This is a genomic window from Streptomyces sp. NPDC001231 (assembly GCF_042896885.1).
In the GTDB taxonomy this organism is placed as follows: Bacteria; Actinomycetota; Actinomycetes; order Streptomycetales; family Streptomycetaceae; genus Streptomyces.
Map to the genome: position 1 here is coordinate 464,455 of NZ_JBIAXS010000001.1, position 22,243 is coordinate 486,697.

Annotated in this window: 17 protein-coding genes and 2 pseudogenes; 5 read left to right on the top strand and 14 right to left on the bottom strand. The window is 72.1% G+C overall.

Going from position 1 to position 22,243, the window contains the following annotated elements:
- Nucleotides 1-99: 99 nt before the first annotated feature.
- Together ACFY3J_RS02060 and ACFY3J_RS02065 are read left to right on the top strand one after the other, a co-directional pair.
- Complete coding sequence (locus tag ACFY3J_RS02060; protein WP_384172784.1) at nucleotides 100-1,416, top strand: cation:proton antiporter; 1,317 nt, start codon at nucleotides 100-102, stop codon at nucleotides 1,414-1,416.
- 690 nt (nucleotides 1,417-2,106) lie between these two features.
- Entirely contained in the window at nucleotides 2,107-4,173 is a 2,067-nt protein-coding gene (locus ACFY3J_RS02065; protein ID WP_390839879.1) for a hypothetical protein, read from the top strand.
- Nucleotides 4,174-4,268: 95 nt separating this feature from the next.
- Here the strand turns inward: ACFY3J_RS02065 and ACFY3J_RS02070 are convergent, their stop codons facing one another.
- Nucleotides 4,269-7,073 (bottom strand): SpoIIE family protein phosphatase, encoded by a 2,805-nt coding sequence (locus tag ACFY3J_RS02070; RefSeq protein WP_390839995.1) that lies wholly within the window; start codon nucleotides 7,071-7,073, stop codon nucleotides 4,269-4,271.
- 13 nt (nucleotides 7,074-7,086) lie between these two features.
- Between ACFY3J_RS02070 and ACFY3J_RS02075 the strand changes: the two genes are divergently transcribed.
- Nucleotides 7,087-7,908, top strand: a complete 822-nt coding sequence (locus ACFY3J_RS02075; RefSeq protein WP_384172778.1) for an IclR family transcriptional regulator — start codon at nucleotides 7,087-7,089, stop codon at nucleotides 7,906-7,908.
- A 16-nt stretch (nucleotides 7,909-7,924) separates the two neighbouring features.
- Here ACFY3J_RS02075 and ACFY3J_RS02080 read toward each other — a convergent pair whose 3' ends face one another.
- From ACFY3J_RS02080 to ACFY3J_RS02135, 12 genes and pseudogenes are all read right to left on the bottom strand, one after another.
- Complete coding sequence (locus ACFY3J_RS02080) at nucleotides 7,925-8,434, bottom strand: hypothetical protein (protein WP_384172775.1); 510 nt, start codon at nucleotides 8,432-8,434, stop codon at nucleotides 7,925-7,927.
- 150 nt (nucleotides 8,435-8,584) lie between these two features.
- Nucleotides 8,585-8,866, bottom strand: coding sequence for a hypothetical protein (locus tag ACFY3J_RS02085; RefSeq protein WP_390839881.1), 282 nt, complete (start codon nucleotides 8,864-8,866; stop codon nucleotides 8,585-8,587).
- 205 nt (nucleotides 8,867-9,071) lie between these two features.
- Entirely contained in the window at nucleotides 9,072-9,311 is a 240-nt protein-coding gene (locus ACFY3J_RS02090) for a chaplin (RefSeq protein ID WP_384172769.1), read from the bottom strand.
- Between the two features lie 1,349 nt (nucleotides 9,312-10,660).
- A complete protein-coding gene (locus ACFY3J_RS02095) occupies nucleotides 10,661-11,305 on the bottom strand; it encodes a chaplin (protein WP_384172766.1) in 645 nt (214 codons plus the stop codon).
- 130 nt (nucleotides 11,306-11,435) lie between these two features.
- Entirely contained in the window at nucleotides 11,436-11,663 is a 228-nt protein-coding gene (locus tag ACFY3J_RS02100) for a chaplin (protein WP_384172763.1), read from the bottom strand.
- Nucleotides 11,664-11,917: 254 nt separating this feature from the next.
- Nucleotides 11,918-12,310, bottom strand: a complete 393-nt coding sequence (locus tag ACFY3J_RS02105; protein ID WP_384172761.1) for a rodlin — start codon at nucleotides 12,308-12,310, stop codon at nucleotides 11,918-11,920.
- Nucleotides 12,311-12,703: 393 nt separating this feature from the next.
- Nucleotides 12,704-13,567, bottom strand: coding sequence for an ABC transporter permease (locus ACFY3J_RS02110; RefSeq protein WP_384172758.1), 864 nt, complete (start codon nucleotides 13,565-13,567; stop codon nucleotides 12,704-12,706).
- Nucleotides 13,564-16,215, bottom strand: coding sequence for a CocE/NonD family hydrolase (locus ACFY3J_RS02115; protein ID WP_390839884.1), 2,652 nt, complete (start codon nucleotides 16,213-16,215; stop codon nucleotides 13,564-13,566). Before ACFY3J_RS02115 ends, ACFY3J_RS02110 begins: the two co-directional genes overlap by 4 nt.
- Nucleotides 16,216-16,336: 121 nt before the next feature.
- Complete coding sequence (locus tag ACFY3J_RS02120; protein ID WP_390839886.1) at nucleotides 16,337-17,755, bottom strand: APC family permease; 1,419 nt, start codon at nucleotides 17,753-17,755, stop codon at nucleotides 16,337-16,339.
- 314 nt (nucleotides 17,756-18,069) lie between these two features.
- Nucleotides 18,070-19,572 (bottom strand): CoA-acylating methylmalonate-semialdehyde dehydrogenase, encoded by a 1,503-nt coding sequence (gene mmsA, locus ACFY3J_RS02125; RefSeq protein ID WP_384172749.1) that lies wholly within the window; start codon nucleotides 19,570-19,572, stop codon nucleotides 18,070-18,072.
- A 14-nt stretch (nucleotides 19,573-19,586) separates the two neighbouring features.
- A pseudogene (locus ACFY3J_RS02130) lies at nucleotides 19,587-19,781 on the bottom strand (3D-(3,5/4)-trihydroxycyclohexane-1,2-dione acylhydrolase (decyclizing)); the annotation flags it as partial.
- A 50-nt stretch (nucleotides 19,782-19,831) separates the two neighbouring features.
- Nucleotides 19,832-19,963: pseudogene (locus tag ACFY3J_RS02135) on the bottom strand (5-deoxy-glucuronate isomerase); the annotation flags it as partial.
- Nucleotides 19,964-20,426: 463 nt separating this feature from the next.
- Here ACFY3J_RS02135 and ACFY3J_RS02140 point away from each other — a divergent pair.
- Entirely contained in the window at nucleotides 20,427-20,627 is a 201-nt protein-coding gene (locus ACFY3J_RS02140; RefSeq protein WP_384172746.1) for a helix-turn-helix transcriptional regulator, read from the top strand.
- 84 nt (nucleotides 20,628-20,711) lie between these two features.
- Here ACFY3J_RS02140 and ACFY3J_RS02145 read toward each other — a convergent pair whose 3' ends face one another.
- Entirely contained in the window at nucleotides 20,712-21,755 is a 1,044-nt protein-coding gene (locus ACFY3J_RS02145) for a zinc-dependent alcohol dehydrogenase family protein (protein WP_384172743.1), read from the bottom strand.
- Between the two features lie 226 nt (nucleotides 21,756-21,981).
- Between ACFY3J_RS02145 and ACFY3J_RS02150 the strand changes: the two genes are divergently transcribed.
- Complete coding sequence (locus tag ACFY3J_RS02150) at nucleotides 21,982-22,221, top strand: heavy-metal-associated domain-containing protein (RefSeq protein WP_384174055.1); 240 nt, start codon at nucleotides 21,982-21,984, stop codon at nucleotides 22,219-22,221.
- Nucleotides 22,222-22,243: the final 22 nt, after the last annotated feature.

Below are 22,243 nucleotides of genomic sequence, written 5' to 3' on the forward strand. Positions count from 1 at the left end.
AACCACCAGGCCCCTGCCCTGCCCTCGATGCCGGTCCTTCGCCCCGCCCCTCCCATGGGTGGGCGGGCCGTTCCCTCTTCCCGAGAGCCGGAGGATGCCATGGGCACCAACCCTGACCTTGTGCACCTGTTAGTGGGACTCGCCGCCGCCGTGCTGCTGTCCCGGATCGCCGGACGGGTCGCCGTCCGGCTGCGGCAGCCACCCGTGGTCGGCGAGATCGCCGCCGGCGTGCTGATGGGCCCCACGGTCCTCCACGGCGCCGTCGGCGAGTTCCTCTTCCCCCATGACGTACGCCCGCTGCTCACCGCGGTCGCCGACATCGGGCTCGCCCTCTTCATGTTCGGCGTCGGCCTGCACCTGCAACCGGCAGCGCTGCGGGGCCAGTTGAGAGTGGCGGGAGTCGTCGCGGCCGGTGCGACGGCTCCCGTGTTCCTGCTCGGCACCGGCCTTGGACTGCTGTTCGTACCGGAAGGCGCCGGCGACCGGACCGGCGGCGGTCAGGCCGGTGCCGTCATCTTCCTCGCCCTCGCGCTCTCCGTCACCGCCCTGCCCGTTCTGGCCCGGATCCTCGTCGACCGGGGCCTGGCCACCACCCGCGAGGGTACCGTGGCCATGGCGTCCGCCGCGGCGGTGGACGTGCTGGCCTGGATCGGGCTCGCCGCCGTCACCGCGGCCGTGTCGGGCGGCGGGGCCGGTGCCCTGCTCTTCGTGCCGTATCTGCTGTTCATGCTGTTGGTGGTACGGCCGCTGCTCGCGCGTACCACCTGGCGGCCCGGGCCGCTCCTGCTGATCGTCGGCGCGTTGCTCTCGGCTGCCGCCACCGAGGCGATGGGAACGCATCTCGTCTTCGGTGCGCTCCTCTTCGGCCTCGTCGCCCCGCGCGACCACGGCAACTCCGGCTCCGCGTCCCCGGGCTCCGCGCCCTCCGGCTCCGCCCCCTCGGCGTACGACCGGCTGCGCGACACCGTGGAACAGTCCTCCTCCCTCCTGATGCCGGCCTTCTTCGTGCTCAGCGGCCTCACGGTGGACCTCACCGGCCTGAACGGCCACGGGTTGCTCGAGCTGGTGCTGATCCTGGTGATTGCGGTGGTGGGCAAGACGGGCGGCACCTACGCCGCCGCACGGCTCGGCCGCCTGCCGGCCCGTTCGGCTGCCGTGCTCGCCATCCTGATGAACACCCGCGGCCTGACGGAGCTGGTGATGCTCTCCGTCGGCCGCCAACTGGGCCTGCTCGACCAGGACCTGTACTCGATCATGGTGGTGATGGCCCTGGTCACCACTGCCATGACCGGCCCGCTCCTCACCCTCCTCGAACGCCGTCACCCGACATCGGATCCGGCGCCCGAAGACGCCGGATCCGACGACAGGCCCGTGGCCGACGCCGGGCACCCGACGCCCTCCGACACCTTCGGCTGAGGCCCACGGCACCTTTCGCTCGACGCCTCACGGATGGAGGGCCGAGTAGGACCGGCGGAATGCTCGTGCTCACTCGCACCAAAACCGCTCGGCCGACCGCCGGTCCGCTCTCCCCCACACAAAGGCGACGGAGGCGAAATCCGATCACGGCCCAGATCTCCCATGTGCCCGATGCGAACTCTTCACTTGTGGTGAGATCCCGCGTATTCAATGTCCCATCCACCCATGGAATACAAAGACTGGTCACAGCGTCGGCAAATTCACCCCACAGCCGCGACTCATCGGGTTCGAAGACAGAAACGAACCCGGATTCCGCACAGCACGGACTGTCAGCGCAGCTCAGCGGCGCGCGCACCCGAGGCGCCGGCCCGCCACCCCTCGGCCCTTTGGTCCTCGCTCTTTCAATCAATCCTGACCGCAGGCGCGCTTCGCACAGCCACGCCATGCATTTCGCGAGGAGATCCACCCGGTTGCTTGAACGTCACATCGGGCACAACGATGCACTGTTCCTTCAAACAAAATCCTCCTGCCCTCCCTGGAGTCGAGGATGTGACGTAGGTAAAGTCCGCTGAAATTTGAAGGAAAACATCCGTACGCATCGGCTTCCGGCCCGCGGTCATCTGAGCGCGCAAGTCAGCAAGTCCGTGCTCAGGGATGGTGATCGGCCTGGAGCCCCCGAAGTTGTCAGCAATGCCCCCGCCCGCTCGGTCGCGCACCGCCGCGGCGCGCCTCCTCCTGCCCGCAGTGCTCGCCCTGTCGTTCGCCGCTCAGGCAGTAGGTGCCCTTCTCCCCAGCGTTCCCCTGCTCGTGGCCTCCACCGCTGTCGGGCTGGCGGCGGACATGGCCCTGCACCGGTGGCAGCGGAACGTGACCACCGCCCTCGGGAAGCTGCACGCGACCGTGACCGTGCGCCAAGTCCTCCGGGACCTTCTGCTGGTGACCGGCCTGATCCGCATCAGCAACGAGGACTACGAGACGAAATACCTGGCTCTGGTCTGCGGCCTGCTGCTCTTCTACACCCTGCATTTCGCATCCCAGGCGCTTGCGATCCTCGTACGCCGCACCCGCACCCTGCCCGTGGTGACCCGGAACATCGACGCCTCGCCACTGCTGCTGAGCCCCGCTCCCCCGGCGCTGCTGACGCAGCGCTCCGGGCAGCGGCTCCTCGCGTTCGGTCTGCCCTCGGCCGCCGGACTGCTGGCCACCGCGGTGGGAGGCTCGGCCTGGTGGGCCGTCGCGGGAATCGCCCTGTCCGCCGCCCTCGCCCTGGTGGCCATCGGCGTACTGCTGCTGCGGCTGCTCCCGGGTCGCAGGCCGGTGACGAGCGAGCAGGCTCTGGAGTGGTTCGACGCCTGGCTCGCGGAGTACCGGCCGACGGTGGGCATGTACTTCTCCGGCGGTACGAGCTCGGCCTATCAGGCGAACATGTGGCTGGAGCCGCTGGCCCGGCTGGAGGGCCGCCCGCTGATCGTGCTGCGTGAGCGCTTCATGGTGAACCAGATCGCGTCCACCGACATCCCGATCGTGTGTCTGCCGAAGGTCGCCGACCTGATGAGGCTGGAGCACTCGACCCTGACGATGATGATCCACCCGTCGAACTCCGGGAAGACCTCGCAGGTGTTGCGCATCCCCACCATCAAGCACGCGTTCGTCAACCACGGCGAGAGCGACAAGCTGTCCAGCTGCAATCCGTATGCGAAGGCGTACGACGAGGTGTGGGTGGCCGGTCCCGCGGCGCGCGAGCGGTACGCCCTGGCCGACGTGGGTGTCGACGACGACGACGTCGTGGAGATCGGACGCCCGCAGCTGGACGCGATCGAACCGTACGCCGGTGCGCCCGTGGGCCCGTACACCACGGTTCTCTACGCCCCCACGTGGGAGGGGTGGGACGGCAACCCGGGCAACACCTCGGTCATCGAGGCCGGCGAGAACATCGTCCGCGCCCTCCTGGCCGACCCGGGGGTCCGGCTCCTGTACAAGCCGCACCCGCTGACCGGCTCGGTCGATCCCCGGGCGGCAACGGCGAACGCCCGGATCCAGGAAATGATCCGCGCCGCGAACATTCTCCGTGCCGCGGAACACTCCGATGAGCGGCCGGCGCCCTCCGCGGCGACGGAACTGGCCCGGCGGACCGCCGAACTCGACCGGCTGACCACGTCCTCGTTCCGGGCGAGCGCGGACACCGCGGAGCGGATGCTGCTTCAGACGGTCCCGGAATCCGGTCGGGCCGAGGCCGTGGCAGCCGCGACCACCGCCTGGGAGACCGCGTACTGGGCCTCGTTCCCCGCGTGGGAGCACCGGATCATCACCGAGGCGCGGCCGACCGTCTACGCCTGCTTCAACGTGGCCGACCTGCTGGTCAGCGATGTCTCCAGCGTCATATCCGACTACCTGGCGAGCGAGAAGCCGTACGCCGTCGCCAACACCAGCGGCCTTCCGGAGCAGGAGTTCCGCGACACCTTCCCCACTGTTCGGGCAGGCGCCGTCCTCGCTCCGGACGCCTCCGCCGTACCGGCCCTGCTGGAGTCCGTGCGCCACCCCGAGAAGGACACCCACGCCGAGGCCCGCGCCGAGCTCAAGCAGCACCTGCTGGGCCCGTCCGATCCGCCGTCCACCGTCCGCTTCAACGAGGCGGCCCGCGCGCTGCGCGCGGTCACCGACGGACACCGGGCGGGTATGGCGGTGCGAGCGCTCGCCGCCATCCCGGCACAGCGGGACACCAGGTCACCACTGGACAGCAAGCGCGTCAGGCGCTGATTCCGCGGGTGTGCGCGCCGGTGCCGCCCGTGGGGCGGACATCCCCGCGGACAAGAAGCCCTTGCCCAAGCGGGCAGCGGGCGGTCAGGGACGTGTCACAGCGACCCGTCGTCCCACTGGTCGAGCAGGTCGTCGCCCACGGGGCCGTCGGCCGACCCCGCCCCGCCGTGCAGGGGCTGCTCGGTCCAGATGACCTTGCCGGTGGGGGTGTACCGGGTTCCCCAGCGCTCGGCGTACCGGGCGACCAGGAACAGACCGCGTCCGCCCTCGTCCGTCGTCGCCGCGTACCGCAGGTGGGGCGAGGTGCTGCTGCCGTCGGAGACCTCGCAGATCAGCTTGCGGTCGCGCAGCAGGCGGACGTGGATGGGGGCACTGCCGTAGCGGATGGCGTTGGTGACCAGTTCGCTGAGGACGAGTTCGGTGGTGAAGCTCGCGTCCTCCAGGCCCCAGTCCTTCAGCTGCCGGGCGACGTCGGCGCGGACGCGGGAGACGGCCGCGGGGTCGGCCGGCACGTCCCAGTCGGCGACCAGATCGGGATCGAGTACGCGGGTACGGGCCGCCAGCAGCACGATGTCGTCGATGGCGTGGTCCGGGGGAAGGGCGTCGAGCACCGCCTGGCAGGTCTGCTCCGGGGGCCGGTCGGGATGGGCCAGTGCGGCACGCAGGAGTTCGAGGCCGGCGCCGATGTCCCGTTCGCGGTCCTCGACGAGCCCGTCCGTGTAGAGGACCATCTGGCTCCCCTCGAGCAGCCGCAGTTCGGTGGCCTCGAAGGGCAGGCCGCCCAGGCCCAGGGGCGGTCCCGCGGGCAGGTCGGGGAAGGCCACGGTGCCGTCCGGGCGGACGAGGGCGGGCGGCGGGTGGCCGGCCCGGGCCAGGGAGCAGGTGCCCGAGGACGGGTCGTAGACGGCGTACAGGCAGGTGGCCCCCACGAGCCCCTCCTCACTGCCTCCGGCCGCGCCGTCCCGGTCGAGCCGGGCCACCAGGTCGTCCAGGCGGGCCAACAGCTCGTCCGGGGCGAGGTCCAGGGAGGAGAAGTTGTGCACAGCGGTGCGCAGCCGTCCCATGGTGGCCGCCGCGTGCAGCCCGTGTCCCACCACGTCGCCGACCACCAGGGCCACCCGGGCACCGGACAGTTCGATCACGTCGAACCAGTCCCCGCCCACCCCCGCCCGGGCCGGCAGATAGCGGTAGGCCACCTCCAGGGCGCTGTATTCGGGCAGGCGCCGGGGCAGCAGGCTGCGTTGCAGGGTGACCGCCATGGTGTGCTCGCGGGTGTAGCGGCGGGCGTTGTCGAGGGCGACGGCGGCCCGGGCGGCCAGTTCCTCGGCGAACGGTACGTCCTCCGCGTCGAAGGCCTCCTCCCGGCAGCGCCAGAAGTCCACCACCCCCAGTACCGTGCCGCGGGCGCGCAGCGGCACCGCGATCAGGGAGTGGATGCCGCGCTCCAGGACGCGCCGCGCGCGATCGGGATCCGCCGCCCGCCACTCCCGGGCTTCCGTCAGCTCCGCCTCGAGCACCCCTCGGCCGCTCTCCACACACCGGGCCTGCGGCGAGCTGGGCGCGAAACTGAGCCGTCGGCCCACCTCCACCAGCGGCTGGTGCCCGGGACGGCCCCGCACCGCGGCCCGGAGCATCTCGCTGATCGCCCCGGTCGGCTCCTGGCCGCGCAGGACCTCCTCGACCAGTTCGACGGTGACGGCGTCGGCGAAGCGGGGAACGGCCACGTCCGCCAGTTCCTGCGCGGTGCGCGACACGTCCAGGGTGGTGCCGATCTTCATGCCCGCGTCGTAGAGGAGTTTCAGGCGCTCGCGCGCCACCTCGGCGCGTCCCGACAGCGCCCGCAGTTCCGTGGTGTCCCTGAGTGTCACCACACTCCCCTCGTACCCGCCGTACGGGGCGGTGGGCCGCTTGTTGACCGCGAGGAGGCGGTCGGCCGTGAGGTGGACCTCGTCGCTGGCCGTGCGCTCCGACGTCAGCAGTTCGGCGATTCCGGCGTCCAGGGGCAGGTCGGTGACCTTGTGCCCCTCCGCGTCCGGCGGCAGTTCCAGCAGCCGCAGCGCCTCGTCGTTGGCGAGCAGCAGCTGTCCGTCGCCTCCGACGATCAGCACTCCCTCGCGCACCGCGTGCAGCACGGCGTCGTGGTGGTCGTACATCCGGGTCATCTCGGCCGGTCCCAGGCCGTGGGTCTGGCGCAGCAGCCGCCGGCTCACCAGCGCCGTGCCGGCCGCGGCCAGGACCAGCGCCCCGGCCGCCGTCCCCAGCAGGACGGGAAGCTGCCGGCCCGCCGTGGTCTCCACCTTCTGGACCGTGATCGCGACCGCGACGGTGCCGACGGCCCCGCCGCCCGGCTTGGTGACGGGGACGTACGAGACCACCGAGCGTCCCTGGGTGGTCTGGAGGGTCTGGGTGACGGGGGAGGGCGGCGGCTTGCGGGGGCCGAGGACCGGTTTGCCGATGAAGGTCGGGTTGGCGTGGGTGTAGCGGATCCCGTCCTTCGAGAAGATGACGACGAGGTCGACGTCGGCCCCCTTCATGATCTTTTCCGCGACGGGCTGAAGCACCTTGGTGGGGTTGGGACCGGTCATGGCCTTCAGCGTGTCCGGCGCGTACGCCAGCGTCTCGGCGATGCCCAGGGAGCGTTCCCGGGCGTCCTTGGTGCTGTCGTCCCCGGCCTGGAGCACGAGGGCGACCAGTGCGGCGGCGACGATCAGTACCGCGATGACCACTTGCAGCAGGAACACCTGGCCCGCGACGGTGCGCGGCCTGAACAGTGACCGCAGCCGCCCCGTGGGCGGCGTCGGCGAGTTGTCGCGCCCGCCGCGCCGGAGGGATCGACGGGATTGTGCGATCACCCCTCCATTTTGCTCCCTGTGTCCCGGTCGGCATTCCGGCAAGGGCATGATGGAGCGCACCATGGCAGGCAATACGACGGACGAGATCCCCGACAACGGTGCGGCCGGCTCCGGGCGCGGTATGACCGTGCTGCGCAACGGCATCGGGGTGCTGCGCACCTTCAGCGTCGACGAGCCCGAGCTGGGCGTCACCGAGATCGCCACCCGGGTCGGACTGCACAAGTCCACCGTGTCCCGCATCCTCGCCACGCTGGAGCAGGACGGCCTGGTCGAGCGCGACCCGGGCTCCCGGCGGTTCCGGCTGGGGCTCGGCGTGATCGCGATGGCGGGTCCGCTGCTGGCCGACCTCGATGTGCGCCGGGCGGCGTATCCGGTCCTCCAGGAACTGAGCCACCGCACCGGGGAGACCGCGGCGCTGCTGGTGTGGAACGGCGCCGAGGCGGTCTGCGTGGAGCAGGTGGCGAGCCGGCACGAGGTCAAGCACAGCACTCCGCTGGGGACCCGCTACCAGACGGCGGCGAGTTCCTCGGTGCAGGTGTTCCTCGGCCGGCTGCCCTCCGAGCGCGTACGGGCCCTGGTCACCAGCGGGGCCGTGGTCCACCCCGGGCTCAGCGACGCCGCGGTCGACGCCTATCTGCTCCGCCTCGCGGAGAGCGCCGAGCGCGGCTACGCCGTCAACTACGGCGAGACCTCGGTCGAGGAAGTGGGCGTCGCCGCCCCGGTCTTCGACCACCGAGGCGAGGCGGTCGCCTCGGTTCTGGTCTCCGCGCCCCGGTTCCGGGTCTCCCCCGAAGGGCTCCCGGTTCTGGGCGAGACGGTGCGCGAATCCGCCGCCCAGGTCACCGAGCGCCTCGGCGGACGCCGGCCCACGTCGGACGGCTGACGTCTCTGCGTGGCCGCTACAGGCCGGGACCGGCCGTCAGGTCGGCTCCCGGGGCGGTGCGCAGTACGGGGGCGAGGACGGACAGCTCCGGCTGCTTCAGGGTGGGCAGTTCGCCGGGGTCCGGGGCGGTCAGGGGGGCGTCCAGGGCGAGGCCCGGGGTCAGGGTCCGCACGTCGGAGGCGGGCAGGCCGACGCCGACGTGGTCGAAGCCGTCGTCGAGGGTGTGGGCCAGCGGGGCGCGCAGCTCCAGGCCGGGCAGCCCGCTGTCGACCGGCAGCCGTGGCACGGCGCGCTCGGGCAGGAGCCGTCCCTGGACGAAGCGCGGGGGCTCCGGCACGCCCGCCGTGGGCATCGGCAGCTGTCCGCCGACCTCGGGCAGTTCCGTGCCGAGGGCCGCCTCCGCGCCGCCCAGCGGGACGGGGACGGGAACCGTGCCGGCCGCGGCGGCGGGGGTCGCTGCCGCGCCCATGGCTGCGGCGACGCCCGTGATGAGGGCGGCGAGGGTTCCTCGAGTGGTCGACTTCATGTCAGGTACGGTCCCTTTCCGGGTTCGGGGCTCGACGTCCGTACCGCCCAACGATCCTGACGCCACCAACAGCACGGGATTCCCCCGAGTGCCGCAGTAGTACGACGGGTCCGGCCGGTACGGTGGCGCCGAGTTCACGCCTCGCGCGGCTCAGCGCTGCAGCGCCAGGCCGCCGAGCAGCGGCTTGGGGGCGTTCAGGGTCTGGGTGGCGCCGTTCACCGTGTGGAGCAGCGAGTGCTGGTTCTCGGTGTCGAGGGCGTTGGACTGGTGCTGGAGCGGCATGACGTCGACGGGGCCCTTGGTGAGTGTGTTCACGGCGCCGTTGAGGCTGTTGGGCGTGAGGTCGGCGGCGTTCTGGGCGAACGCGGGCACGGCGGCGGCGGTGAGGGCAAGGGATCCGGCGAGGACGGCGGCAGCCTTCAGGGACTTCATCGTGTTCCTTTCTTCGGCGACGTCGGTCACCGCGGGGGATTGCGTCGCCCTGCCCAACGAGCCCCGGCCGGACCGGAAACCCCGGCGGCCCGAATTCGCCGCGTTCTGATACGGGATCTGCGACACAGGGATCTGCTACGCGTCCGGCCGCCGTCCCACGGAGGAACCCGGGGGCGGCGGCCGGACGGAGGAACGCGCGCGGATGTCAGCCGTTGACGCAGGCGTTGCCGAACGTCGGGTTCAGCACGCCGATGACGTCGATGGTGTTGCCGCAGACGTTGACCGGGACGTGCACGGGAACCTGGATGACGTTGCCCGACAGCACGCCCGGGGAGTTGGCGGCGCCGCCGGTCGCGCCGCTGCTGGCGGCGGCGATGCCGGCACCACCGGCGACGGCCGCGGCGGCGACGGAGGTAAGGACCAGGCCCTTGGCGATACGCGACATGGAGAAGTGCTCCTTGGGTTGACGCAAAAACACCCGGGCGGGGATGCCCGGCGTTGTGTCAACGCGTGGCAGTCCCGCGAGTTGTGCCGCCAAAGGGGTGATCTCAAAAGTTTCCTCGAACACGGCGGGCCGGTCCGCGTCCCGACTCCGGGGACGGACCAGGACCGAGTGCCGACCGGGGGCGGGGGCGAACCAGGACCGGAAACCGGCCAGGACCGAGGGCGCACCAGGACCGGCAGCCGGCCGGGACCGGGGCGGCCGGAGACTGAGGGCGGGCCACGGCCGGCAGCGAACCAGGACCGGGAGCGGACCAGGACCGAAAGCCGGCCAGAACCGAGGGCGAGTCAGGACCGGCGGCAGGCCGGGACCGGGGCGGGGGCGGGCCATGACCGAGTGCCGGCCGGGGCGGGGGCGAACCAGGACCGGAAACCGGCCAGGACCGGAGGGCGGCCGAGGACTGGGGCGGCCGGGGACTGGGGCGGCCGGGGACTGGGGGCGGGCCACAGCCAGCAGCGAACCAGGACCGGAAACAGACCAGGATCGGAGGCCGACCGGGAGCGGCAGCCGACCGGGAGCGGACTAGGACCAGCAGCGAACCAGGACCAGCAGCGGTCGGGGGCCGGCCAGGGGCAGAGGTGCGGCAGGGTCGGCGCCGACCCAGGACCGGAAGCAGGCCGGGGACTGGGGGCGGGCGACGACCAGCAGCGAGCCAGGACCGGCAGCGAGCCAGGACCAGCAGCAGACCAGGACCGGAGGCCGGCCGGGACCGCAGCGGCCGGAGACTGGGGGCAGGCCACGGCCAGCAGCGAACCAGGACCGGAAGCAAGCCAGGACCAGCAACGGTCGGAATCCGGGGGCCGACCAGAGCCAGAGGCGGGCCAGGACCGGCGCGGGCCGAAACTGTTGGCCGGCCGGCCGCGGGCGGCCGCTCCGGACGTCGGCAAGACAAGTGCGCCCGGACGCCAGGCAGGTGAGCGCGCGGCCGTCGGCAAGACGAACGCGACGGCTGGCAGGAAGACGAACCCGCCGGCCCCAGCCAGACGAGCCCGTCGGCCTTCAGGAGGACAAGCGCGAACCCGCCTGCCGCCAGAAAGACGAGCCCTGAGCCCACTGACAGCCGGCAAGACGCGCACGCCGGCCAGCAGGAAGACGAACCCGCCGGCCGCCAGCAGGACGAGCGCGACGCCCGGCAGGAAGAAGAGCCCTGAGCCCACCGGCAGTCAGCCAGACGCGCACGCGACGGACGTCGGCAAGACGGGCACGCCAGCCGGCAGGGAAGACAGGAACGGGTGCCGGACATCATGTCCGGCACCCGTTGGGCGCCGCTTCGCCGGCCCGGCGATCCAGCCCTAGCGGTGCGTCGCCGCCCGGCCGCGGCGGTAGAGGATCACGCCGCCGGCGATCAGGGCCGCGCTTGCCGCCGAGGACGCCAGCAGGGCGCCGGTGCCGGTCTCGGCCAGCTGCGGGGCCGCGTCAGGCGTGGCGTGCTCGAAAGCCGCCGGAGCCGGCAGGGTCTGGGCACGCTGAGGCTCGTCCACCGGCTCGCCCGGCTCGTCCACCGGCTCGCCCACCGACTCGCCCGGCTCGTCCACCGGCTCGTCCACCACGCGCGGCGGGGTGCCCGTGGTCGGCGTTTCGGCGGCCGGCGTGGGCGTCGGCGTGGCTGGGGAAGGCGGAGTCGTGGAGCCGCCGTCGGTCGGCGGCGTGACACCGGGTTCCGGCACCGTGACGGGCCCGGGCCGGGGCGCCGGTGAGCCGTTGGCGCAGCCGTTGCCGAACGCCGGGTTGAGCACCGCAACCACGTCCACGGTGTTGCCGCAGACGTTCACCGGCACCGAGACCGGTGCCTGGATGGTGTTCCCGGACAGCACGCCGGGCGAGTCGGAGGCGACACCGTCGGCCTGCGAGTCGGCCAGGGCGGAGCTGCCGCACAGGGTCAGCATGCTCGTCGCGGCGGCGGCCGCGAACACTCCCCTGCTCAGAGTCTGTCGCAATCTCGTTGTCTTCCTGCTTGCAGCCGCTCGGTCGATGCGGCTTGAAGAAGTGGGAAGGCCGGCCTTGGGCAGGAGATCGATGTCCAAGGCCGGCCGTGACACAGCCGGTGCGGCTGGGTGCGCCGGACGGTCAGCCGTTGGCGCAGACGTTGCCGAACGTCGGGTTCAGCAACGCGATGACGTTGACGGTGTTGCCGCAGGCGTTGACCGGAACGTGCACGGGAACCTGGATGACGTTGCCCGAGAGCACGCCCGGGGAGTTCGTGGCGGTACCCGTGGCCCCGGAGTCGGCGAAGGCGGGGCCGGCCATGCCCAGGGCCACGAGGGCGCCGGTGACGACAGCAACGCTCTTCTTCATGAAATGTTCCCTTCTTGGGGTCGACGCCCCGATGACGGTCAGAAACCGATTGAACACAACCGATACGGTCGTGATGCTGAACGAGGAATAGCCGTAATGGGAAAACGCGCAACGTGAGTCGCCGAGCACTTCACTCGATTGACCCTCGCGACCATACGATTCACCCTCGACTGCATTGCCGGAAAGAGTTCTTCGGAAAGGTACGGGCAGTCCTCGGCCGAAGCGGCGAAGGACCATGGGCCACCTGACTCGGCTCAGCTCCCGGTATTGGCGGAGAGAACCGACAGGTTGTCCAGGAGGTGCGAAAGCGCGGCGTCCCGCTTGGCCCGGGTGGAGGTGTCCGAGCACTGCTGGTTCTGCCGGCCCGACAGAACCGCATCGTCCTGGACGTTGACGGCCTGCAGCACGCCGGCGCTGGTGTCGCCCACGCCGAGGCACGGCTTGTCGAGCGCCCCCTGGGTCAGCGAGAACTGCGGACTCGTAGTGCCCGTCGTGGCCGAGTCACCGAACGACGTCGAGGCTCCGGCGCCGTTCGAGACGGTCGGGCCACTGCCGTTCCCGACGGCAAGCGCCGCGGGAGCGACCGCCACCGGCGTACCGACGACAGAAGCGGCGGCCGCCGCGGCGACCTCTGCCCTCTTGAGCACTGCGCGTTCCTTTCCTCGTAGCGACGCAAGTCCTACGCCCTCATCAACCCGGCGCCGCATGTTTGGTTGCGGGGGTTCACCCGCTTGGACGCCACCGCATTCAAAACTCCGGAAAATCACGGAGTCCAAAAAACACACAAGCAGTCCGCACCCTCGACCGGCGGAGTGAACGGGGAAACCAGGGTGTGGCCGCGCAGTAGGCCGGAGCACTCCGGTGTGGACGGGCTTATTCGGAAAGGACTGATGAGCGATCAGGAAAGCGGGACGGTACGCCGGCACATCTGCTGGAGGACATGTCGATCCTGTCGCAGAGCTCCGAGCCCCGCGCCTGACTCCGGCGGGTACGCGGCGGGACGCCCGATGGTTCGGGCGGGCCCGCCGCGACGTCTGCCGCTACGACACCACGTCCTTGCGGGCGAACCCGCGGAAGGCCAGGGCGAACAGCACCAGCGCGTAGCTGACGGAGACCGCCGTGCCCTGGATCATCCCGGACCACTCGGGGTGCGGCTGCACGGCGTCGGCCCAGGCGTACTGCCAGTGCGCGGGCAGGAAGTCGCGCCAGTGCCCGAGGGCCGTGACGGCGTCCAGGACGTTGCCCACGATGGTCAGGCCGACCGCCCCGCCCACGGCGCCGAGCGGCGCGTCCGTCCTGGTGGACAGCCAGAACGCCAGTGCCGCGGTGACCAGTTGCGACACGAAGATGTACGCCACGACCACCAGCAGCCGCTGCGCTGCCGTCCCCGCGTCCAGCGCGCCGCCGGTGGGGATCTCCAGCGGGCCCCAGCCGTAGACGGCCGTGCCGACGGCGAGCGCCACCAGCGGCAGCAGCAGCATCGCCGCCAGGCTGAGCCCGAGTCCGACGACGAGCTTGGACCACAGCAGCCGGGCCCGCGGCACGGGCGCGGCGAGCAGGTAGCGCAGGGAGGACCAGCTCGCCTCCGAGGCCACCGTGTCCCCGCAGAACAGCGCCACCGGGATCACCAGCAGGAAGCCCGCCGAGACGAACAGGTTCACCGCGGCGAAGTTGGCCGCGGACGCGGTGGCCGTGTCCATCAGCGTCACCCGGCCGCTGCGGCCGCCCGGACCGCCGCCGATCGCGAAGGCGACGGCCAGCACGAAGGGCAGCGCGGCCAGGATGCCGCCCATGACGAGCGTGCGGCGCCGCTTGAACTGCCGCACCAGCTCCACCCTCAGGGGCAGGGTGCGGCCCGCCCGGTAACCGGAGGCGACCTCGGTGCTCTCGGCGAGCGTGCTCATGCGGAACCTCCGATCAGGGTGAGGAAGGCGTCTTCGAGCCGGCGGTGGGGGCCGACCGAGACGACGGGCACCTCCAGCCGCACCAGCTCCACGACCAGGTCCCGCGCCGTGCCGCCGGTCTCCAGCCGGACCAGGAGGCCGTCCTCGGTCCGCAGTGCCGAGGCGACGCCCGGCAGGGCGGACACCTTCTCCACGACCGGGTCCTCCACCGGGGTGGCGGTGCCGACCAGCAGGGTGTCCCCGGAGCCGACGATCTCGCCGACCGGACCCGCCTGCACCAGCCGTCCCCGGTCCATCACGACCAGGTGCGTGCAGGACTGTTCGACCTCCGAGAGCAGATGGCTGGAGACGATCACCGTCCGGCCGGCGGCCGCGTAACGGATCATCACCTCGCGCATCTCGCGGATCTGGGGCGGGTCGAGGCCGTTGGTCGGCTCGTCCAGGATCAGCAGGTCCGGCAGGCCCAGCATGGCCTGCGCGATCGCCAGGCGCTGGCGCATGCCCTGCGAGTAGGTGCGTACCGCGCGGGCCAGGGCGTCGCCGAGGCCGGCGATCCGGAGGGCCTCGTCCAGGTGTGCGTCCTCGGGCGGGCGGCCGGTGGCCCGCCAGTACAGCTCCAGGTTCTCCCGGCCGGACAGATGGGGCAGGAAGCCGGCGCCTTCGACGAAGGCGCCGACCCGCGACAGCACGGGCGCGCCGGGCCGGACGGCGTGGCCGAAGACGCGGATCTCGCCGGCGTCCGGCTGGATCAGGCCCATCAGCATGCGCAGGGTGGTCGTCTTGCCCGCGCCGTTCGGCCCGAGCAGGCCGAGGACCTGGCCCTTGTCCACCTGGAACGACAGGTCCCGTACCGCGTACCGGTCCGCCGACCTCGCGTACCGCTTGCTCAGGCCCGTGATCCGCAGCGGGACGTCGGCCGACTCCGGGTCGGGAGCGGGCGCGGCGGTGCGGCGGCGGGCGGTCAGCAGCAGGGCGAGCGCGACCGCCGCGCCGGCCGCCGGCAGCCACCACACCCAGCCGGGCAGCGGCGCCGCCGCGGTGGTCACGCCCGGCGCGGTCGGCACCTTCAGGTCGCTCTTCAGGCCGACGGTGTACGTCGCGGGGGCGGCCGGTGAGGCGTAGCCGAGGTCGGTGGAGGCGAGGACCAGGCGGAGCCGGTGGCCCTTCTGCACCTCGTGGTCGATCGCCGGGAGGGTGAGGGTGACGTCCTTGCCGGCCTTGGCGCCCTCGACGCGCACGGGAGCCACCAGCTGGGCGGGCAGCACCGGCTGCTCCTTGCCCGGTCCGACGTCGTACAGCTTGGCGAAGAGCACCGCGTCGTCGGTGGTCGAGGTGACGTGGACGGTCACCGTGGGCGAGCCGGTGATGCGCAGGCCGCCGCCGAGCGGCGCGGAGTCGAACCGCGCGTACTGTCCGGGGAAGTCCAGGGACACCCCGACGCCGAGCGAGGACAGCTGGGCCAGACCGCCGAAGCCGCCGAGGCCCGGCAGGGAGGACACGGCGGGCGGGTTGGCCCCGGCGGGGTTCTCGAAGCGCCGCTCGCCTCCGCGCAGGGCGATGGACCGCTGCCCGCCGTCCAGTCCCGGGTACGCGCTGCCGCTCGCGCCCCGCAGCAGGGCCCGGCCGTCGGTGGAGTCGACCCCGCCGGTGCGGGTGATGCGGAAGGCGGGGCCCGTGCCGGCGTTCTTGTCGCCCTTGAGGTACCGGTCGAACCAGTTCTTCACGCGTTCCTGGACCCGGCCGGTCTCCATGTCGCCGCCGTCGTGGCCGCCCGCGATCCAGTCGACGTCGACCGGGGCGCCGTTCGCCCGGATCGCCCTGGCGGCGGCGTCGGCCTGGCCGAGCGGGAAGAGGGAGTCGGTCTGGCCCTGCACCAGCAGCGTCGGCACCTTGATGCGGTCGGCGACGGCGGACGGCGAGCGCTCCTGGAGCAGTGCGCGCGCCTCCGCGTCCGGCTTGCCCGACTCGGCGACCCGCTCGTACATCCGGCACAGCACGGGCTCGAACCTGGCGCATCCGCCGCCGGAGTTGATGAAGGCGCCCGCCCACAACTTCTTGAAGACGCCGCCCGGGAAGAGCGCGTCCGCGAGGTTCCAGTAGGTGATCGCCGGGGCGATGGCGTCCACCCTGCGGTCGCGTCCGGCGGCGAGCAGGGAGATCGCTCCGCCGTAGGAGGCTCCGGCCACGCCCACGCGCGGGTCGCCGGGCCCGTCGAGCCGCACCTCGGGCCGCCGCGCGAGCCAGTCGATCAGCCTGGAGACGTCGGCGACCTCGCCCTCGGGATCGTTCAGCCCGATCTTGCCGGTGGATCTGCCGAAGCCGCGCGCCGACCACGTCAGCACCGCATATCCGTCCCTGGCGAGGTCCTGGGCCTGCCGTCGTACGTCGTCCTTGCTGCCCCCGAAGCCGTGCCCGAGCAGGACGGCGGGGTGGCGGCCGGACGTGGCCGGGGTGAAGTACGAGGTGTCGATCCGCACCCCGTCGCCCGTGGTCATCATCCGGTCGGCGCGGTGCACCGGGGGCGGGTCGTCGGAGGCGACCGCCGTCCACGTGCCGGCACCGGCCAGCACGACGACGGCGGCCCCGGCGGCCAGCAGGCGCCGGGGCCTCCGCGGCAGCCCGCGCAATCCGGGCAGTCGAAGATCCATGTCCTCCACGGTACGGGCCGCCGCCGGCAACCGAAGCCGCCGCCGGACCGAACCTCCGCACCTACTCGGGGAGTACGGGGCCGCCGCGGCGTACCGCGGACGCGGTACGCGGCCCGTCGTCCTACGGCTGGGTGTCCTCCGGGATCGACACCAGCCAGCGGGTGTCGCGGCGGGGACGGAGGTAGAACGCCCAGTAGAGGGTGGCGACCGCCATGATGCCGCCGGTCCACAGCAGGTAGGTGACCTCCTGCCGGCTGAGGATGTAGGCGAGGAGCGCGATGAGCAGCACGGGCACGGCCGGCCACAGCGGCATCCGCCAGGCGGCCGTGTGCTTGTGGGAGCCGCGGCGGGACAGCAGCGCGGCGACCGCGACGAGCAGGTACATGCCGGTCACCGAGACGCCCGTGACGCCGTACAGGGTGTCCAGGTTGACGAAGCACAGCAGCGCGCCGGGGACGCCCACCGCGAGGGTGGCGACCCAGGGGGAGCCGAAGCGGCCGAGCCGGGAGAAGACGTTGTTGACCGGCGAGGGCCAGGCCTTGTCGCGGGCGGAGGCGAACAGCACGCGGGAGTTCTGGATGACCATGACGATGCCGGCGTTGATGATCGCCAGGGCCACGCAGAGGCTGACGAAGGTGCCGACGGCGGAGTTGGACCAGGCGGTCACCATCGAGCTCAGGTTGCCGTCGGTCAGCTGCTTGATGTCGGAGGCGCCCATGGTGATGGCGGCGACCGGCACCAGGATGATCACGGACGAGATGGCGAGGGTGGCGAGCACGGTGCGGGCGACGTTGCGGCGCGGGTTCTCCAGTTCCTCGGAGAGGTAGACGGCCGTCGAGAAGCCCTGGGTGACGAAGAGGGCGATGGCGAGACCGGAGACGACCAGCATGGCCGTCACGGCGTCCGTGTGCCCGTCCGCGCCGGCCACCTGCATGGAGATCAGGCTGCCGGGACCGCGGTGGCTGTGCGCGAAGCCCAGCAGGGCGACCACGCCTGCCGCGATGACCTCCAGGACCAGGAAGATGCCGGTGATCCAGGCGTTGGCACGCAGGTCCAGCAGACCGGCGAGGGTGGCCAGCAGCATCACGCCGGCGCCGGTCCAGGCCGGGTCAAGGTGCACGATCGGCGCCAGGTAGTCCGCGGTGCCCATCGCGATCACCGGCGGGACGATCATGACGACGAGCAGGGACAGCACGAAGACCAGCCAGCCCGCCAGCCGCCCGGCCATGGTCGACACCATGGCGTACTCGCCGCCCGCGCTGGGGATGAGGGTGCCCAGCTCCGAGTAGCAGAACGCCACGGCGATGCACAGCAGGGAGCCGATGGCGATGGTGAGGGCGGTGGCGGTGCCGAGCGTGCCGAGGAGGTCGGGCACGACCACGAACAGCGTGGAGGCGGGGGTCACGCACGAGAGGGTGAGGAGGGTGCCGCCGACGACCCCGATGGAGCGCTTGAGCTTGGTGGGGCTGTCCGTCGCCTCTGTAGGACTGCCGGCCACTTCGGGGGCGGCGTTCTCGACAGAGCGGAGCATGTCGGTCATGCGGCGGTTCCGATCGACTTGTGCAACAGGTGAGGGGCCGGGGAGCGCGCTATCGCCTCCGGCGGTTCGCGGTCGTCTCTCGTCCGCTCCCGGCCCGGATATCGAACATCAACGAAAACCGCTGAGTCAATGGTCGTTAACCTACGGAATTCGTGGCGGAACAGCGATCTACAACTGATTCACTCGTCGAACGGTCCGATTGTTCGGGCCCTTACGGGCGTGCGGGAACCGCAGCCCGCACCCGAAAAAAGATGAGGCCGTCCGCATAGCGGACGGCCTCGTCATCGCCTGCGGCGACGGTCGGGGGTCGACGGTCAGTGGTTGCGCGGGAACCCGAGGTCCACGCCCGCCGGGGCCTCGGACGGGTCCGGCCAGCGGGTGGTGACGACCTTGCCGCGCGTGTAGAAGTGCGTGCCGTCGTTGCCGTAGATGTGGTGGTCGCCGAAGAGCGAGTCCTTCCAGCCGCCGAAGGAGTGGTAGCCCACCGGCACCGGAATCGGCACGTTGACGCCGACCATGCCGGCCTCGATCTCCAGCTGGAAGCGGCGGGCGGCGCCGCCGTCCCGGGTGAAGATCGCGGTGCCGTTGCCGAACGGCGAGGCGTTGATGAGCGCCACGCCCTCGTCGTAGCTGTCCACGCGCAGCACGCACAGCACCGGGCCGAAGATCTCGTCCTGGTAGGCCTTGGCGCTGGTCGGCACCCTGTCCAGCAGCGAGATGCCGACCCAGTGGCCGTCCTCGAAGCCCTCGACCGTGTAACCGGTGCCGTCCAGGACGACCTCGGCACCCTCGCTCGCGGCGTTCTCCACGTACGAGGCCACCTTGTCGCGGTGCGCCTTGGTGATCAGCGGGCCCATCTCGGAGGACGGGTCGTTGCCCGGGCCGATCTTGATCTTCTCGGCGCGCTCGCGGATCTTCTCCACCAGCTCGTCGCCGATCGCGCCGACCGCGACGACGGCCGAGATGGCCATGCAGCGCTCGCCCGCCGAGCCGTACGCGGCCGAGACGGCGGCGTCGGCGGCCGCGTCCAGGTCGGCGTCCGGCAGCACCAGCATGTGGTTCTTGGCGCCGCCGAGGGCCTGCACGCGCTTGCCGTTGGCGGAGGCGGTGGTGTGGATGTAGCGGGCGATCGGGGTGGAGCCGACGAAGGAGACCGCCTTGACGTCCGGGTGCTCCAGGAGGCGGTCCACGGCCACCTTGTCGCCGTGGACGACGTTGAAGACGCCGTCGGGCAGCCCGGCCTCGGCCAGCAGCTCGGCGATCTTCAGGGACGCCGACGGGTCCTTCTCGCTCGGCTTCAGCACGAAGGTGTTGCCGCACGCGATGGCGATGGGGAACATCCACATGGGGACCATCGCCGGGAAGTTGAACGGCGTGATGCCGGCGACCACGCCGAGCGGCTGCCGGATCGCGGCCACGTCGACGCGGGTGGCGACCTGCGTGGACAGCTCGCCCTTGAGCTGCACGTTGATGCCGCAGGCCAGGTCGACGATCTCCAGGCCGCGCGCGACCTCGCCGAGCGCGTCGGAGTGGACCTTGCCGTGCTCGGCGGTGATCAGCTCGGCGATCTCGTCGCGGTGCGCGTCCAGCAGCGCGCGGAACTTGAACAGGATCGAGGTCCGCTGGGCCAGCGAGGACTGGCCCCAGGTCAGGTACGCGTCCTTGGCGGCGGCGACCGCGGCGTCCACCTCCTCCACGGAGGCGAACGCGACCTTCGTGGTGACCTCGCCGGTCGCCGGGTCCGTGACCGGCCCGAACGTCCCCGAGGCGCCTTCGACGGCCTTCCCGCCGATCCAGTGGTTGACGATCTTCGTCATGCCCGGTTACTCCTTCACAGATGGCGGCGACGGGTCGAAGCGTGCCGTTCGTTGAGCTCGTGTGCCGTGACCGGCGACGGGCGCGTCGCGGTTTCGGCCACAGGTACATCCCACCAGGCACGCGCCCAGCACGCGCCCGACACTGTGTCTGCGGTTTCCGTCTCCGCGTAGACACATGTGGGAGTGTCCGCCGCACGCGCCCCGCGGAGGACGGCATGCGGATTCCGCGGTCGGGCGGAGTGCGGGCGGCCGCCGCCTCGCGGTGGGTTGTCGGGACCTCCGGCGCGGGGCCGTAGCGGGCGGGGAGTCGACGCTCGCACTTCGCTCCTGCCAGGGCGAAGCGGCGTCCCGCGCCGGAGGCGTTCTGTGCCCGGGCGCCACGGGGCGCGTGCGGGTCTGCACCCAGCGTGCCCTCGCCGCTCGGGTGGGGAAACTCTTGGCCGGACGGGCCGTCCCGGGCGCGTCGGCGAGTACGGCCCGGCGGTGATCAGGTCGCACGCCATCGGCTGCCCTCGGCTTCCCTTCGCCTCGACTCCCCCGGCTCCCCCGGTTCTAGTGCCGGGCACGGACCCCTGTCAATGCTTTGTCCGGACATACGGACGAGAGGATCCGCCATCCGGTCGCGTAAACCCCCGGCAGGCAGGTCGCCTGCTTCAGCTCTGTCACAAAAACCTCTGCCGTGTCACGCATGTCGCGGGTACGCGGCCCCCCGGTCACACCCGGCCGACAGCCGCTTGCCGGTGCGCACTCCGTGTCGTTCACCGGTCACAGGCTTGAAGATCGCCAGCGCGGCGCCCGGCTCCCCCGACGGCCTCTCCGGCCGCCGCCGTGGTGCGCGCGGGGAGGTGCACGTCATGACCGACCGAAAGCTCTGGTCGTACAAGGAGATCGCGGCGCACATCCGGGTGCAGCCGGACACCGTGCGGTCCTACCGCAAGCACGGTCTGCTGCCGCCGCCCGACCACGTGGAGAGAGGCAGGCCCTACTGGTACGCGGACACCGTCCGCGCCTGGGTCGCCGCCCGGCCCGGCAACCGCGGCCGCAGAGCCGACTGAGACACCGCCGCCGGGCCGCGGGCCCGACCCCCTTCCCCGTTCGCCGGCATGACGGTGCCCCACGCGAGGTGGGGCACCGTCACGTCAGCTCCACGGCTCGATGACCGTGACCCCGGATCCCGGTGCCGTGCCCATCGCCGCGAGCGCGTCCGGGACGGCCGCCAGCGGGATGGCCGACGTCACCAGCAGGTCGGGGCGCAGCACACCGGCCCGTACCAGCTCCAGCATCTCCGGATAGGCGTGCGCGGCCATGCCGTGGCTGCCCAGGAGTTCGAGTTCCAGGGCGATCGCGCGGGCCATGGGCACCGGGGTGGTGCCCGTCGTGGAGGGCAGCAGACCGACCTGGACGTGACGGCCCCGGCGGCGCAGGCCGTTCACCGAGGCCGCGCAGGTGGCGGGCGAGCCGAGCGCGTCGAGCGAGAGATGGGCGCCGCCGCCGGTCAGCTCGCGCACCCGCTCCGCCGTGTCCTTGACGTCGGACGCGTCCACGCACTGCGCGGCGCCGAACCTCCGCGCCAGGTCCAGGGCCCGGGCGGACACGTCCACCGCGACCACCCTGGCCCCCGCGGCCGCCGCGATCATCACCGCCGACAGGCCCACGCCCCCGCAGCCGTGCACGGCGACCCAGTCGCCGGCGGCGGCCCGGCCCTGCTGGACCACCGCGCGGTACGCCGTGGCGAACCGGCAGCCGAGCGAGGCCGCCGTGGCGAAGGACAGACCCTCGGGCACGGCGACCAGGTTCACGTCGGCGTGGTCGAGCGCCACGTACTGGGCGAAGGAGCCCCAGTGCGTGAAGCCCGGCTGGGTCTGCCGCTCGCACACCTGCTGGTCGCCCGCCGCACAGGCGGGGCAGGTGCCGCAGGCGCAGACGAAGGGGACGGTCACCCGGTCGCCGGGTCGCCAGCGGGTCACCCGGGGGCCCACCTCCTCGACGGTCCCGGCGAGTTCGTGCCCCGGCACGTGCGGCAGCGCGACGTCGGGGTCGTGGCCCTGCCAGCCGTGCCAGTCGCTGCGGCACAGGCCGGTCGCCTCGACGCGTACCACGACCCCGTGCTCCGCGGGCCTCGGGTCGGCCACCTCGCGCACCTCGGCCCGCTCCCCGTACCGCTCGAACACCACAGCCCGCATCCCGCCGCCTCGCCTTCCGTCCGGTTCACCGCGGCTCACCGCCGCCGGCGAAACCGTAGTACGCGGGCACATCCCGGGCACGGGCGGCCTGGAGGGTGGCCTGCCACGACCCGGCTCCGGTCATCGGCCGCGGTTCCTTGGATGAATACCCCCTAGGGGTATAGTCTGGGAAATGGCGGGCCCCCGCGGCCCCCTGTGCCCCACCCACCACGACGAGGAGAACGACATGACCACCCAGACCGGCACCCCGGACACCGTCACCACCGTCTACAAGGTGAGCGGGATGAGCTGCGGACACTGCGAGGGTTCCGTGTCCGCCGAGATCTCCGAACTGCCGGGCGTCAGCTCGGTGAAGGCCGTCGCCTCCACCGGCGAGGTCACCGTCGTCTCCGCCTCCCCGCTGGAGACGGAGGCGGTGCGCGCCGCCGTGGACGAGGCCGGCTTCGAACTCGTCGGCGAGGCCTGACGAGGGCCGGCCCACCCGCCCG